Origin of the sequence: Curtobacterium sp. MCLR17_034 (genome assembly GCF_003234485.1) — a bacterium.
GTDB classification, from domain to species: domain Bacteria; phylum Actinomycetota; class Actinomycetes; order Actinomycetales; family Microbacteriaceae; genus Curtobacterium; species Curtobacterium flaccumfaciens.
On sequence record NZ_QKTH01000016.1, the window covers coordinates 40,126 to 52,976 of the forward strand.

Consider the following 12,851-nt stretch of genomic DNA (forward strand, 5'->3'; position numbering starts at 1 on the left):
TCTCGGTGCATCGCGACAATAGCGTCGGAATCAGGACGAGAAGGGGTTCGTCCATTACGAAGGCGTCAATGCTGACGCCCTTTCTGGGGAGAAAAAATGAACAAGAAGAAAACGCTCGCCATCTTCGCCGTGCCCGTCGCAGCAGCCCTGCTCGCGCTTGGGGCAGCGCCAGCAAATGCTTCGACGGCTGACCACAACACGGACGGCGGCTACGTGATCGCCGATCCGTCGGCCGCTCGAGTGACTGCGGACGGGGTGTTCTTCCCCACGGGGAAGATCGGTGCGGATACGGTCGTGGTCATTCCCGAGGCCGACGGTTCACTGCCGAACGGCCTGACGAACGCCAAGCTCGGGAAGCTTTACGGAGCACGCCGAGCACTGCCCGCTTCCGCACAGGAGCAATCGACGACGCCACTCCAGGTCAGCGCGGCTGCTGCGTCGAACTACGCCTACCTCGCCTCGAGCGCGTCGAGTTGGTCCAAGGCGTTCGCTGGACCGAACATCATCGGTGCCGACACCGGGGTGAAGGTCAAGTACCGGTTCACGGTTGCGTCCTCGACGTCTCAGACGAACGCGGGACAGGGCCTCGGCTACTACCGCGGGTACAGCGGCAGTGAGTTCGGCACCTGGTCGAAGTGGTACAACCTCGGCGTCGCTGACACGAGGACACCGGGCTTGACCAGCGTTCCGTGGGGAAATGTCGCAGCGCAGGCGAAGTTCCGCGCCAAGTGCGCGACATCGACGATCTGCAGCGGATCGTTCTCGGCGAGCGGAGTCTGATCCACAGACGATGAGGCGGCACCCCAGCCAGGGTGCCGCCTCATCGTGTTTGTACCTCGGGACGCGCTTCGGTCGCTCCCCGCCGTCAGCCGTTCACCTGGGACGCAGCGGTCCCGTCGCGCTCCACCGGTGCCCCCGCCTGCTCCCAGGCGAGCATGCCGCCGGAGAGGTTGACGGCCGGGACCCCCGACTGCTCGAGCGCCGCGACGATGCGCGACGAACGGCCGCCGGAGTGGCAGACGATGATGGCCGGCTGGTCGCCGCCGTCGATCTCCTGCCAGCGGTCCACGAACTCCGACATCGGCACGAGCGTTGCCTGGGGAGCGTGGACCTCGTCCCACTCCCCCTGCTCGCGGACGTCGAACAGGCGCGCTCCGGCGTCGATGCGGCGCTGGGCCTCGGCGACGTCGATCTCCTGGATCTCGATGGGCATCAGACGTTCGCCTCTGCTGCGTCGACCTCGCGTCGGCGCTTCTCGGCCGCCGCGGTCTTCTTGGCGTCCGACTCCTTGATCTTCGGCTCGTTCTCGCGGAGCTGCGCGTACATCGGCGACGCGATGAAGATCGTCGAGTAGGTGCCGACGATGATGCCGATGAACAGCGCGAGCGAGATGTCGCGCAGGGTACCGGCGCCGAGCACGTACGACCCGATGAAGAGGATCGCCGCGACCGGCAGCAGTGCCACGACCGAGGTGTTGATCGATCGGACGAGGGTCTGGTTGACCGCGAGGTTGACCGACTGCTTGAACGTCCGGATCGACTCCTGCGCGGTGTTCTCACGCACCTTGTCGAAGACCACCACGGTGTCGTAGAGCGAGTAGCCGAGGATCGTCAGGAAGCCGATGACCGCCGCGGGCGTGACCTCGAGCCCGACGATGCCGTACACGCCGGCCGTGATGAGCAGGTCGTGCAGCAGCGCGGCCATCGCGGACAGTGACATCTTCCAGGTGCGGAAGTAGAGCGTCATGAAGACCGCGGCGAGGGCGAGGAAGATCACGAGACCACGGATGGCCTGCGCGAGCACGTCGGCACCCCACGTCGCGCCGATGAAGGTCGCGGCGACCTGGCTCTCGGGGACGTAGTAGGCCTTCGCCAGGGCGTCCTGCACCTCGGTCGTCTGCCGGTCGGTGAGCTGCCCGGTCTGCACGCGGATGCCGTGCGTGCCGAGCTGCGAGACGCGCGGGATCGACTCCGGGACGACGTCCTCGACGGTCTCGGTGGCGATGTTCTGGTCGAGCGTCTTGACGTCGGAGATCGTGAACTCCGAGCCGCCGGTGAACTCGATGCCGAGCTGGTACCCGCCACGGAGCCACGGGGTGACCAGGGAGATCAGGATCATCGCAAGGGCGATGAGGTACCAGGTCTTCCGGCGCCCGATGATGTCGTACGACCGCTTCCCCGTGTAGAGGTCGCTGCCGAACTGGCTGAAGCTGGCCATCAGTCGTCCTTCCCGTCCGGCGTCGAGCCGTTGTCGCCGGAGGCCTGCTGGGCCTTCCGTTCCGCGATCGTCTGTCGGCGCTGTGCCTCACCGGCACTGCGCTGGCGCTTGCCGTCCACGACGGGTGCGCGGAACTGTGCGCGCCCCCGGTAGACGGCACCGAGTGCTGCCGGGTCGAGACCGCTGAACCGGTGCCCCTCGCCGAAGAACCGGCTGCGGGCGATGAGCTGCATCATCGGGTGGGTGAAGAGCGCGACCACCACGATGTCGATGAGGGTCGTGAGGAGCAGCGTGAACGCGAAGCCCTTCACGTCCGCGACTGCGAGCACGTAGAGCGTGACGGCGGCGAGGAAGTTCACCGCGTCGGAGGCCAGGATCGTGCGGAGCGCGCGCTTCCAGCCGGACTCGACCGCGCTCTCGAGGGCGCGTCCGTCACGGAGTTCGTCACGGATGCGCTCGAAGTAGACGATGAACGAGTCCGCCGTGATGCCGATGGCGACGATCAGACCCGCCACACCGGCCAACGACAGGCGGTAGTCGACGCGCCACGACATGATCGCGATCACCAGGTAGGTGAGCACGGCGGCGATCCCAAGCGACAGCACGGTGACGAACGCCAGGGCGCGGTACTGGATCACGGAGTAGATGATCACGAGGATCAGGCCGATCAGACCGGCGACGAGGCCACCGATGAGCTGCGCGGTGCCGAGCGTCGCCGAGATGTTCTCGTTCGACTGCACCTGGAAGTTGATCGGCAGCGCACCGTACTTGAGCTGGTCGGCGAGGGTCTTGGCAGACTCGGCGGTGAAGTTCCCGCTGATCTGCGCCTTGCCGTTGGTGATCGCGGAGTTCGTCGTCGGGGCTTCGATCACCGTGCCGTCGAGCACGATCGCGAACTGGTTCTGCGGCTGCTGGAGCGACACGAGACGGTTCGTGACGGTGCGGAAGTCCTTCGAACCCTCACCGTTGAACGTCAGGTTGACGGCCCACTGGCCCGTCGATGTGCCCTGCGAGTCGGTGGCGAGACCCGAGGTGGCGTTGCTGACGTCGGCTCCGAGGACCTCGACCGGTCCGAGGATGAACTTCGCCGCGCCCGTCTGGTCACAGGTGACGAGGGGCTCGTCATCGGGTGCCGCGGTGATGTCGTCCGGTGCTGCACAGTTGTAGTTGGTGTACAGGTCCTGCAGCTTCGGCGTGACCCAGTTCAGGTCGCTCGCGTTCGACGGCTTCGCGCTCGGCGTCGCGGCGAGCGATGCCGGCGGCGAGTAGGGCGTCGGCGAAGCGGTGCCCTTGCCGTCGCCACCGACGGCCGAGCTCGATGCGGCCTCGGTGAAGAGCACCGGGCGGAAGGTCAGCTTGGCGGCTGCCTCGATGCGGTCGATCGTGGCCTTGTCGGGGCGACCCGGGATCGAGACGACGATGTTGTTCGCGCCCTGGGTGTTGATCTCGGACTCGGAGACACCGGTGGCGTCGATGCGCTGGCGGATGATGTTCACCGCCTGCTGCAGCTGCTGCGAGGTGACGGAGTCGCCCTCGGTGTTCTGCGCCGCGAGGGTCAGCTGCGTGCCGCCCTGCAGGTCCAGAGCCAGCTCCGGCACCCAGCTCGCGCCCTGGTACCACTTGTCGGTGTCGTCCTTCGAAGAGCCGGCGAGGATCGACGCGGCGGTGTTCACGCCGGCGAGGATCGCCATCAGGATCACCAACCAGGTGAGCGAGCGCAGCGCCTTCTTGACGGGTGTCGATCGTGCCACCGGTCGTCTCGTCTTTCTGTTCAGGACCGTCGGCACACCGTGCGACGGCAGAGGGAAGCCGCCGGGTCAGACGACCCGGCGGCCGAGGGCGTCAGTCGTCGGACTTGCGCTTCGTGGCGTCGGTCTCGTCGACGCGGTCGGTGTCGACCCGCTCGCCGTAGACCGGCTCGCCGTTGAGCTCGGCCACCGGCTTCTGCTCGTCCTCGGTGGTCGTGGTGGTCTCGACGTCGGACGCGTTGTCGTCGACGACGCGCGACAGGGTCTGGCGGTGCACGGTGACGATGGTCCCCGGTGCGATCTGGACGTCAGCGGTGACCTTCTCCTCGTTCACGGAGAGGAGCGTGCCGTAGAGGCCGAAGGACAGCATGACCTTGGCGCCCGGGACCATCTTGTCCACGAGTTCGGCCTGCTGCTTCTTGCGCTTGCGGCTGTTGTAGAACATGAAGGCCGCGAACGCCACGACGATGACGATGAGGATGACTTCTTGACCCATGATGCGTTGCCTTCTCTGGTTGCTCGGTTTCGGGCCGTAGCAGTCTAGGGCACGCCGGTGTCCGTGGCATGTCACTCGACTGATCGGCGTTCAGTCGTCGGTGTCCTGGTCGTCGAAGAGCCCCGGCTGCCCGCCGTCGGCCTGTCCCGGGGTGAGGCCGAGGTGTCGCCAGGCCCGCGGTGTCGCGATGCGCCCGCGGGGGGTGCGGGTCACGAGCCCGACGCGGACGAGGAACGGTTCGACGACCGACTCGATGGTCTCGGATTCCTCACCGACGGAGACGGCGAGGGTGTTCAGGCCGACCGGGCCCCCGTCGAACCGGGTCAGCATGATCTCGACCACGGCCCGGTCGAGCCGGTCGAGCCCGAGTTCGTCGACGTCGTACAGGTCGAGCGCACCCTGGACCGCGGCCATGCCGTCGGTGGTGCGGTGCACGAGGGCGTAGTCGCGCACCCGGCGGAGCAGGCGGTTCGCGATGCGCGGGGTGCCGCGGGAGCGTCCGGCGATCTCGCGCAGGGCGGTCCGGTCGATGTCGAGCTCGAGCAGGTGGGCCGCACGGATCAGGACCTGCTCGAGCTCGTCCTTCTCGTAGAACTCGAGGTGGGCGGTGAACCCGAAGCGGTCGCGCAGCGGGTTCGGCAACAGGCCAGCCCGGGTGGTGGCGCCGACGAGCGTGAACGGTGCGAGGTCGAGCGGGATGCTCGTGGCACCCGCACCCTTGCCCACCATCACGTCGATGCGGAAGTCCTCCATCGCCAGGTAGAGCATCTCTTCTGCCGAGCGGGCCATGCGGTGGATCTCGTCGATGAACAGCACTTCGCCCGGGACCAGGGACGACAGCACGGCGGCGAGGTCACCGGCGTGCTGGATCGCCGGGCCGCTCGACATGCGCAGCGGTCGCCCGGTCTCGTGCGCGACGATCATCGCGAGCGTGGTCTTGCCGAGGCCGGGAGGACCCGCCATCAGGATGTGGTCGGGCGTGCGCTCCTGCATGCCCGCGGCCTTGAGGAGCAGGTCGAGCTGCCCGCGGACCTTGCGCTGCCCGACGAACTCGTCGAGCGAGCGCGGACGGAGCGCGCCTTCGAACGCGAGTTCCTCCTGCGACTCGGCGCCGGCGGACGTGATGCCGCTCACCGGCCGGCTGCCGCGGGTCGCAGGGCGCCGAGGGCGGCGCGGAGCAGGGCCTGGGTGCCCATCGCGGCGGCACCGGGCTCGTTGGCGACGGCGTCGTCGACCGCGGACTGTGCCGCGTCCTCGCGCCAGCCGAGGCCGATGAGCGCCGAGACGACGTCGACCGCGGCGGGGTGCACTGCGGTCCCCCGTGCTGTCGCGACCACGGCTGCCTGCTCGAAGGCCACGAGCTTGCCGGAGAGCGCGACGATGATGAGCTTGGCGGTCTTCGGGCCGATGCCGGAGACCTTGCGGAAGGCACCGTCGTCCTCGTTCGCGACGGCGTTCGCGATCTGCGCCGGGTCCATGTGGGCCAGGACGCCCATCGCGGACTTCGGGCCGACGCCGGAGACCCCGCGGAGCAGGTCGAACACCTGCAGCGCGTCGGTCGACTCGAACCCGAAGAGCAGGTGCTCGTCCTCGCGCACGATCATGGCGGTCCGCACGAACACCTCGGAACCGTGGCGCATCGTCAGCGCGTGTGCGGGGGTCACGGTGATGGCGTACCCGACTCCCCCGACCTCGATCACCACGGCCGAACCGGCGATGTCGATGCAGGTGCCCCGGAGACTCGCGATCATGCTCCGAGCCTAGGGCCGCCCACCGACGACGCCGACCTGCCACGCTGCGGGCGGGCCGCGGCGGCGGCCGCGCGGGCCAGCGGCGAGTCGACGGTGCCGCCCTGGGCGTCCCGCCAGGCACGCTGTGCCGGGGTGAGGTTCGTGGCACGCGAGCCGGCGGCGTCGGGTGATCCGAGCCTCCAGGCATGGCACACGGCCAACGCGAGCGCGTCGGCGGCGTCGGCCGGCTTCGGGGCCTCGTCCAGACCGAGCACGCGCGCGATCATGGTCTGCACCTGACGCTTGTCGGCGTTGCCGTAGCCGGTGACGGCGGCCTTGACCTCGGAGGGGGTGTGCAGGCCGACGGGTAGGCCGCGGGCGGCCGCGGCGTGCAGCGCCAGGCCGGCGGCCTGCGCGGTGCCCATCACGGTGCGGACGTTCGCCTGCGCGAACACCCGCTCGACGGCGACCGCATCCGGGTGGTGCTCGTCGATCTCGGCGGCGATGCCGTCGGCGATGCGGAGCAGCCGCTGCTCGAGCGGCATGTCCGGCGGGGTGCGGACGACCGTCACGTGGACGAGCCGTGCGCGCCGGTTCGGTGCGACCTCGACGACGCCGACGCCGCACCGGGTGAGCCCGGGGTCCACCCCGAGCACACGGAGCACGGTTACTCGCCCTCGTCCTCGTCGAGCTCGGCCTGGACGTCCGCGGGGATGTCGAAGTTCGAGTAGACGTTCTGCACGTCGTCCGAGTCCTCGAGCGCGTCGATCAGGCGGAACACCTTGCGGGCGGTCTCGGCGTCGACCGGGACCTTGAGGCCGGGCACGAACTCGGCGTCGGCGGAGTCGTAGTCGATGCCGGCGTCCTGCAGGGCGGTGCGGGCGGCGACCAGGTCGCTCGCCTCGGTGATGATCTCGAAGCCGCCGCCCTGGTCGATGACGTCCTCGACACCGGCGTCCAGCACCGCGGTCATCACGGTGTCCTCGTCGAGGCCGTCGGTCTTCGTGACCGAGATGACGCCCTTGCGCGAGAAGTTGTAGGCGACGCTGCCCGGGTCGGCCATGGTGCCGCCGTTGCGCGACATCGCGGTCCGGACCTCGGCCGCAGCACGGTTCTTGTTGTCCGTGAGGCACTCGATGAGCATCGCGACGCCGTTGGGGCCGTACCCCTCGTACATGATCGTCGTGTACTCGATGGTCTCGCCCGTGAGACCCGCACCGCGCTTGACGGCGCGGTCGATGTTGTCGTTGGGGACCGAGGTCTTCTTCGCCTTCTGCACGGCGTCGACCAGGGTCGGGTTGCCGGACATGTCGGCACCGCCCATCTTCGCGGCGACCTCGATGTTCTTGATCAGCTTGGCGAACGACTTGGCACGGCGCTGGTCGATGACCGCCTTCTTGTGCTTGGTCGTTGCCCACTTGGAATGCCCGGACACGGTTCTCCTTGCGTCTTGCGGAAAGTCCCGCTCAGTTTAGCGGCCCTGTGGGCCGAACACCGGCCTGGAGGCGCGGCGCGGCTTCCGTCCCGTCGGTGCGGCGAGTGGGCGCTCACGCCTCAGGCGTTGCGCACCAGGTCGAGGAACCGGCGGTGGAAGCGGTCCTCGCCCGCGACCTCGGGGTGGAACGCGCTGGCGATGACGTTGCCCTGCTGCACGGCGACGACCTGGCCGTCGGGCAGTGCGCCGAGGACGTGGACGTCGTCGCCGCGCTGCTCCACCACGGGGGCTCGGATGAACACCGCGTGGACCGGGGCGTCGCCCAGGTCGGGCATCGGGATGTCGATCTCGAACGAGTCGTTCTGCGCACCGAACGCATTGCGGCGCACGGTGGTGTCGAGCACGTCGAGGGTCTGCTGGCCGCTGATGCCGTCGGTGATCCGCGACGACAGCATGATCATGCCGGCGCAGGTGCCGTAGGTGGGCAGGCCACCGCGGATCGCGTCGGCGAGGGGCTCGGCGACGCCGAACCCGCGGGACAGCTTGTCCATCACGCTCGACTCGCCCCCGGGGATCACGACGCCGTCGAGGGTCTCGATCTCCTCGGGGCGACGGAGCGGCACCACGTCGGCGCCGAGTGCGGTCAGCGAGGCGATGTGCTCGCGGAAGTCACCCTGCAGCGCCAGGACCCCGATGCGGGGCCGAGCGGCGCTCGTCGGACTACCAGCCACGCTCGGCGAGGCGGTGCGGTGCGGGGACGTCGGCGACGTTGATGCCGACCATCGCCTCGCCCAGACCACGGGAGACCTCGGCGATGACCTTGGGGTCGTCGTGGAAGGTCGTCGCCTTGACGATCGCGGCGGCACGCGCTGCCGGGTCGCCGGACTTGAAGATGCCGGAACCGACGAAGACACCGTCGGCGCCGAGCTGCATCATCATCGCGGCGTCGGCCGGGGTGGCGACACCACCGGCGGTGAAGAGGACGACGGGGAGCTTGCCGGTGCGGGCCACTTCCTGCACGACGTCGATCGGGGCCTGGAGCTCCTTGGCGGCGACGTAGAGCTCGTCGTCACGCAGGTTGCGGAGCGCCGCGATCTCCTTGGTGATGGTGCGGATGTGCTTGGTGGCCTCGGACACGTCGCCCGTGCCGGCCTCGCCCTTGGAACGGATCATGGCCGCGCCCTCGGTGATGCGACGGAGCGCCTCGCCCAGGTTGGTGGCACCGCAGACGAACGGGGTGGTGAACTTCCACTTGTCGATGTGGTTCACGTAGTCGGCCGGCGACAGCACCTCGGACTCGTCGATGTAGTCGACGCCGAGCTCCTGCAGCACCTGCGCCTCGACGAAGTGGCCGATGCGGGCCTTCGCCATGACGGGGATCGACACCGCGGCGATGATCTCCTCGATCATCGAGGGGTCGGACATGCGGGCGACGCCGCCCTGCGCGCGGATGTCGGCGGGGACGCGCTCGAGGGCCATGACGGCGGTCGCACCGGCTTCTTCCGCGATGCGGGCCTGCTCGGCGTCGACGACGTCCATGATCACGCCGCCCTTGAGCATCTCGGCGAGTCCGCGCTTGACGCGGTCGGAGCCGGTGATCGAGGTGCCAGGGGTGCCGGAGGTGCTGGTGCTGTCGCTCATGATGCCGACCAGTCTAGTGCGCCCGGGGCCACCCGTCGGCGACGAGTCGACGGGTCTCGCCGAGCAACTGCGACATGGACTTCGTCCGGGCGATGATCGGGAAGAAGTTCGCGTCCGACTGCCACCGCGGGACGATGTGCTGGTGCAGGTGTGCGGCCACGCCGGCACCGGCGACCTCGCCCTGGTTCATGCCGATGTTGAAGCCGTCGCAGTGCGAGACCTCGCGCAGCACCCGCATCGCGGTCTGCGTCAGCTCGCCGATCTCGCGTAGCTCGTCAGGCGTCGCCTCGTCGTAGAGCGGGACGTGGCGGTACGGGCAGACCAGCAGGTGCCCGTTGTTGTACGGGAACAGGTTGAGCAGCACGTAGGCGTGCTCGCCCCGGGCCACGATCAGGGCGTCCTCGTCGGACTTCCGCGGGGCTTCGCAGAACGGGCAGTCGTCGTCGTGCCCGCGTCCCCGACCTTCGCGGCCGGCGTCGATGTAGGCCATCCGGTGCGGGTTCCAGAGCCGCTGGAACGCGTCCGGGACGGCTGCGCCGGTGGCCGCGTCGCGGATCACCAGCGGATCGGTGTCCGCGCCCTCGGAGGGCGCGGCGGCGGTGGGGCCGGCCACGTCGTCGACGTGACCGGTCCCACCGGCCTGCTCCGGGCCTCCCGACTGCGCCATCAGACCTGCGTGCGCTCGCGGATCGCGGTGAGGATGCGGTCCACGGCCTCGTCGACGGGCACCGCGTTGTCCTGGCGGCCGTCGCGGAAGCGGAAGCTGACGGCGCCGGCATCGCGGTCGTCGCCACCGGCGATGAGCTGGAACGGCACCTTCGCCTTGGTGTGCGTGCGGATCTTCTTCTGCATGCGGTCGTCCGAGTGGTCGACCTCGGCGCGGACGCCGTGCGCGCGGAGCTTCGCGATGACCTCGTCGAGGTAGTCGCCGTACTCGGCCGCGACCGGGATGCCGACGACCTGGACGGGCGACAGCCACGCCGGGAACGCGCCCGCGTAGTGCTCGGTGAGAACACCGAAGAAGCGCTCGATCGAGCCGAACAGCGCACGGTGGATCATCACCGGACGCTGGCGCGAGCCGTCGGCCGCGGTGTAGTCGATGCCGAAGCGCTCGGGCAGGTTGAAGTCGAGCTGCACGGTCGACATCTGCCAGGTGCGTCCGATGGCGTCGCGGGCCTGCACGGAGATCTTCGGGCCGTAGAACGCGGCGCCGGCGGGGTCGGGGACGAGCTCGAGGCCGGACTCCTCGGCGACCTGGCGCAGGGTCTCCGTCGCGACGTCCCAGACCTCGTCGTCACCGACGTACTTCTCCGGGTCCTTCGTCGACAGCTCGAGGTAGAAGTCGTCGAGCCCGTAGTCGCGCAGGAGCGAGAGCACGAACGCGAGGGTCGTGGTCAGCTCCTCCTTCATCTTCTCCTGCGTGGTGAAGATGTGCGCGTCGTCCTGGGTCAGGCCGCGCACGCGGGTGAGGCCGTGGATGACGCCGGACTTCTCGTTGCGGTACACCGTGCCGAACTCGAACATCCGGAGCGGCAGGTCGCGGTAGGAGCGGGGCTGCGACCGGTACGCCAGGATGTGCATCGGGCAGTTCATCGGCTTGAGGTAGTAGTCGGCGCCCTGCCGGGTGACGTTGCCGTCCTCGTCCTTCGCCTCGTCCATGTGCATGGCCGGGAACATGCCGTCCTTGTACCAGCCGAGGTGCCCGGAGGTCTCGAACAGGTCGCCCTTGGTGATGTGGGGCGTGTAGACGAACGAGTAGCCGTTCTCCTCGTGCCGACGGCGCGAGTAGTCCTCCATCTCGCGGCGGATGATGCCGCCCTTCGGGTGGAAGATCGCCAGGCCGGAACCGATCTCGTCGGGGAACGAGAACAGGTCGAGTTCGGCGCCGAGCTTGCGGTGGTCGCGCTTGGCGGCTTCCTCGAGGCGCACCAGGTACGCCTTGAGCTGGTCCTTGTCGGGCCAGGCGGTGCCGTAGATGCGCTGCAGCTGCGGGTTCTTCTCCGAGCCGCGCCAGTACGCGGCGGCGACGCGCATGAGCTTGGCGGCGTTGCCGATCCAGCGGGTGTGCGGGACGTGCGGGCCGCGGCAGAGGTCCTGCCAGAGCACCTCGCCCGACTTCGGGTCGACGTTCTCGTACACGGTGAGCTCGCCGGCACCGACCTCGACGCTCTCGCCGGAGTCACCGTCGGACGCCGCACCCTTGAGGCCGATGAGCTCCTGCTTGTAGGGCTCCCCCGCCATCAGCTCGCGTGCCTGCTCGTCGGTGACGACCACGCGACGGAAGCGCTGGGCCTGCTTGACGATGCGGTCCATGCCCTTCTCGATCGCCTTGAGGTCTTCGGGGGTGAAGGGCTCGGCGACGTCGAAGTCGTAGTAGAAGCCATCGGTGACGGGCGGCCCGATCCCGAGCTTGGCGTCCGGGTTGATCTGCTGCACGGCCTGCGCCAGCACGTGGGCGGCCGAGTGGCGGAGGATGTCGAGCCCGTCCTGCTCCTGCAGGGTGACGGCCTCGGCGGTCTCGCCGGCCTGCACGTCCGCCGCGAGGTCCTTCAGGACACCGTCGACGCGGATCGCGACGACGCCGCGCTCACCGTCGAAGAGCTCGGTGCCGGTCGTGGTCGTCGTCGCGGTCCGGGGCTCGGGTGCCTGGGGAAGCTCGGCGGGCGCGGGTGCGACTGACTCGGTCACGATGATGGGACTCCTCGATCGAAATGGTGCGTCAAGACTAGTGCGAGACGTGCTCGCGTGCGGACGCCGGGGACGCGCTTGTGGAGCGAACGGATGCCGCCCCGACCGCGCGGTTGCCCGCGCTCAGGCCGGGACGGCGCCGAGCGTCGCGACGGGCAGGCGCGGCTCGAGACGCTCGCGCCCGTTCAGGCCGTCGAGCTCGAGCAGAGCGGCGAAGCCGATGGCCTGGTACCCGGCACGTTCGAGCAGCGTGATGGTCGCAGCGCCGGTCCCGCCGGTGGCCAGGACGTCGTCGACGACGAGCACCCGGGTGCCGGCCGGCAGCTGGCCGGGGCGCAGTTCGAGCTCGGCCTCGCCGTACTCCAGCGCGTACTGCTCGCTGAGGACCTCGCCGGGGAGCTTCCCCGCCTTGCGCACGGTGAGCACGCCGACCTGGTGCTGGGCGGCGATGCCCCCGGCCAGTGCGAAGCCCCGGGCCTCGATGCCGGCGACCGCGTCGAACCCGGCTCCGACCGCGAACGGTGCCGCGAGTGCTTCGCACACGCGGCCGAACGCGACGGCGTCCGAGAACACCGGCGTCACGTCACGGAAGAGCACCCCCGGTTTCGGGAAGTCCGGCACGAGGGCGGTGAGGCGTTCGACGAGTGCAGCTGCGGTTTCGGTCACCCGCCAACGGTACGGGAGGCCCGCGGTGCGTCCGACACGTCGGCGCACGGTGCGAGGCTGGTCGCCTCGTGCGGGGCCAACCGTTCGCGGCACGGTGCGGGTTCCGTCGGACGGTTTGCCGAAGGTGGCTCGGTGCGAGGTTGTTTCCTCGCACCGAGCCGTTCCGGCCGCACGGGCTCCGGGATGACGCACCGTGCGTGCGTGACGCCGACGACAGCGCCGGCACCCCA

14 protein-coding genes are annotated in these 12,851 nt (G+C 69.3%); 1 reads left to right on the forward strand and 13 read right to left on the reverse strand.

The features are described 5' to 3' along the window. Positions 1-96: 96 nt before the first annotated feature. Entirely contained in the window at positions 97-780 is a 684-nt protein-coding gene (locus tag DEI98_RS14525) for a hypothetical protein (RefSeq protein ID WP_146243534.1), read from the forward strand. Between the two features lie 85 nt (positions 781-865). Here the strand turns inward: DEI98_RS14525 and DEI98_RS14530 are convergent, their stop codons facing one another. The 13 genes from DEI98_RS14530 to DEI98_RS14590 form a co-directional block, all read right to left on the reverse strand. Beyond that, entirely contained in the window at positions 866-1,213 is a 348-nt protein-coding gene (locus DEI98_RS14530) for a rhodanese-like domain-containing protein (protein WP_111094003.1), read from the reverse strand. Next, the gene (gene secF, locus DEI98_RS14535; RefSeq protein ID WP_111101123.1) at positions 1,213-2,217 is read right to left on the reverse strand and encodes a protein translocase subunit SecF; all 1,005 of its coding nucleotides are present in this window, start codon (positions 2,215-2,217) and stop codon (positions 1,213-1,215) included. The genes DEI98_RS14530 and secF overlap by 1 nt, the downstream gene beginning before the upstream one ends. Then, positions 2,217-3,968 (reverse strand): protein translocase subunit SecD, encoded by a 1,752-nt coding sequence (secD, locus tag DEI98_RS14540; protein WP_111101124.1) that lies wholly within the window; start codon positions 3,966-3,968, stop codon positions 2,217-2,219. Before secD ends, secF begins: the two co-directional genes overlap by 1 nt. Before the next feature lie 91 nt (positions 3,969-4,059). After that, positions 4,060-4,461 (reverse strand): preprotein translocase subunit YajC, encoded by a 402-nt coding sequence (yajC, locus tag DEI98_RS14545; protein WP_111101125.1) that lies wholly within the window; start codon positions 4,459-4,461, stop codon positions 4,060-4,062. A 90-nt stretch (positions 4,462-4,551) separates the two neighbouring features. Continuing rightward, the gene (ruvB, locus tag DEI98_RS14550) at positions 4,552-5,595 is read right to left on the reverse strand and encodes a Holliday junction branch migration DNA helicase RuvB (protein ID WP_071403843.1); all 1,044 of its coding nucleotides are present in this window, start codon (positions 5,593-5,595) and stop codon (positions 4,552-4,554) included. Continuing rightward, entirely contained in the window at positions 5,592-6,212 is a 621-nt protein-coding gene (ruvA, locus tag DEI98_RS14555; RefSeq protein WP_111101126.1) for a Holliday junction branch migration protein RuvA, read from the reverse strand. The genes ruvB and ruvA overlap by 4 nt, the downstream gene beginning before the upstream one ends. Then, positions 6,209-6,856, reverse strand: coding sequence for a crossover junction endodeoxyribonuclease RuvC (gene ruvC, locus DEI98_RS14560; RefSeq protein ID WP_035808297.1), 648 nt, complete (start codon positions 6,854-6,856; stop codon positions 6,209-6,211). Before ruvC ends, ruvA begins: the two co-directional genes overlap by 4 nt. 2 nt (positions 6,857-6,858) lie before the next feature. Beyond that, on the reverse strand, positions 6,859-7,626 hold the full coding sequence (locus DEI98_RS14565) for a YebC/PmpR family DNA-binding transcriptional regulator (RefSeq protein ID WP_017887357.1): 768 nt from the start codon (positions 7,624-7,626) through the stop codon (positions 6,859-6,861). Between the two features lie 119 nt (positions 7,627-7,745). Then, positions 7,746-8,357, reverse strand: coding sequence for a pyridoxal 5'-phosphate synthase glutaminase subunit PdxT (pdxT, locus tag DEI98_RS14570; protein WP_111101127.1), 612 nt, complete (start codon positions 8,355-8,357; stop codon positions 7,746-7,748). Next, positions 8,347-9,267, reverse strand: a complete 921-nt coding sequence (gene pdxS / locus DEI98_RS14575; RefSeq protein ID WP_017887361.1) for a pyridoxal 5'-phosphate synthase lyase subunit PdxS — start codon at positions 9,265-9,267, stop codon at positions 8,347-8,349. The genes pdxT and pdxS overlap by 11 nt, the downstream gene beginning before the upstream one ends. Before the next feature lie 13 nt (positions 9,268-9,280). Beyond that, entirely contained in the window at positions 9,281-9,934 is a 654-nt protein-coding gene (locus DEI98_RS14580; protein WP_258370549.1) for an HIT domain-containing protein, read from the reverse strand. After that, complete coding sequence (gene thrS, locus DEI98_RS14585) at positions 9,934-11,955, reverse strand: threonine--tRNA ligase (RefSeq protein ID WP_110863745.1); 2,022 nt, start codon at positions 11,953-11,955, stop codon at positions 9,934-9,936. The genes DEI98_RS14580 and thrS overlap by 1 nt, the downstream gene beginning before the upstream one ends. A gap of 123 nt (positions 11,956-12,078) precedes the next feature. Further along, positions 12,079-12,621 (reverse strand): adenine phosphoribosyltransferase, encoded by a 543-nt coding sequence (locus DEI98_RS14590; RefSeq protein ID WP_017887364.1) that lies wholly within the window; start codon positions 12,619-12,621, stop codon positions 12,079-12,081. Positions 12,622-12,851 lie beyond the last annotated feature (230 nt).

Coding starts and splice junctions, on each gene's coding strand:
- ruvA (WP_111101126.1), bottom strand. CDS start 6,212: ATGATCGCGAGTCTCCGGGGCACCTGCATCGACATCGCCGGTTCGGCC.
- DEI98_RS14530 (WP_111094003.1), bottom strand. CDS start 1,213: ATGCCCATCGAGATCCAGGAGATCGACGTCGCCGAGGCCCAGCGCCGC.
- yajC (WP_111101125.1), bottom strand. CDS start 4,461: ATGGGTCAAGAAGTCATCCTCATCGTCATCGTCGTGGCGTTCGCGGCC.
- secF (WP_111101123.1), bottom strand. CDS start 2,217: ATGGCCAGCTTCAGCCAGTTCGGCAGCGACCTCTACACGGGGAAGCGG.
- DEI98_RS14525 (WP_146243534.1), top strand. CDS start 97: ATGAACAAGAAGAAAACGCTCGCCATCTTCGCCGTGCCCGTCGCAGCA.
- DEI98_RS14580 (WP_258370549.1), bottom strand. CDS start 9,934: ATGGCGCAGTCGGGAGGCCCGGAGCAGGCCGGTGGGACCGGTCACGTC.
- pdxS (WP_017887361.1), bottom strand. CDS start 9,267: ATGAGCGACAGCACCAGCACCTCCGGCACCCCTGGCACCTCGATCACC.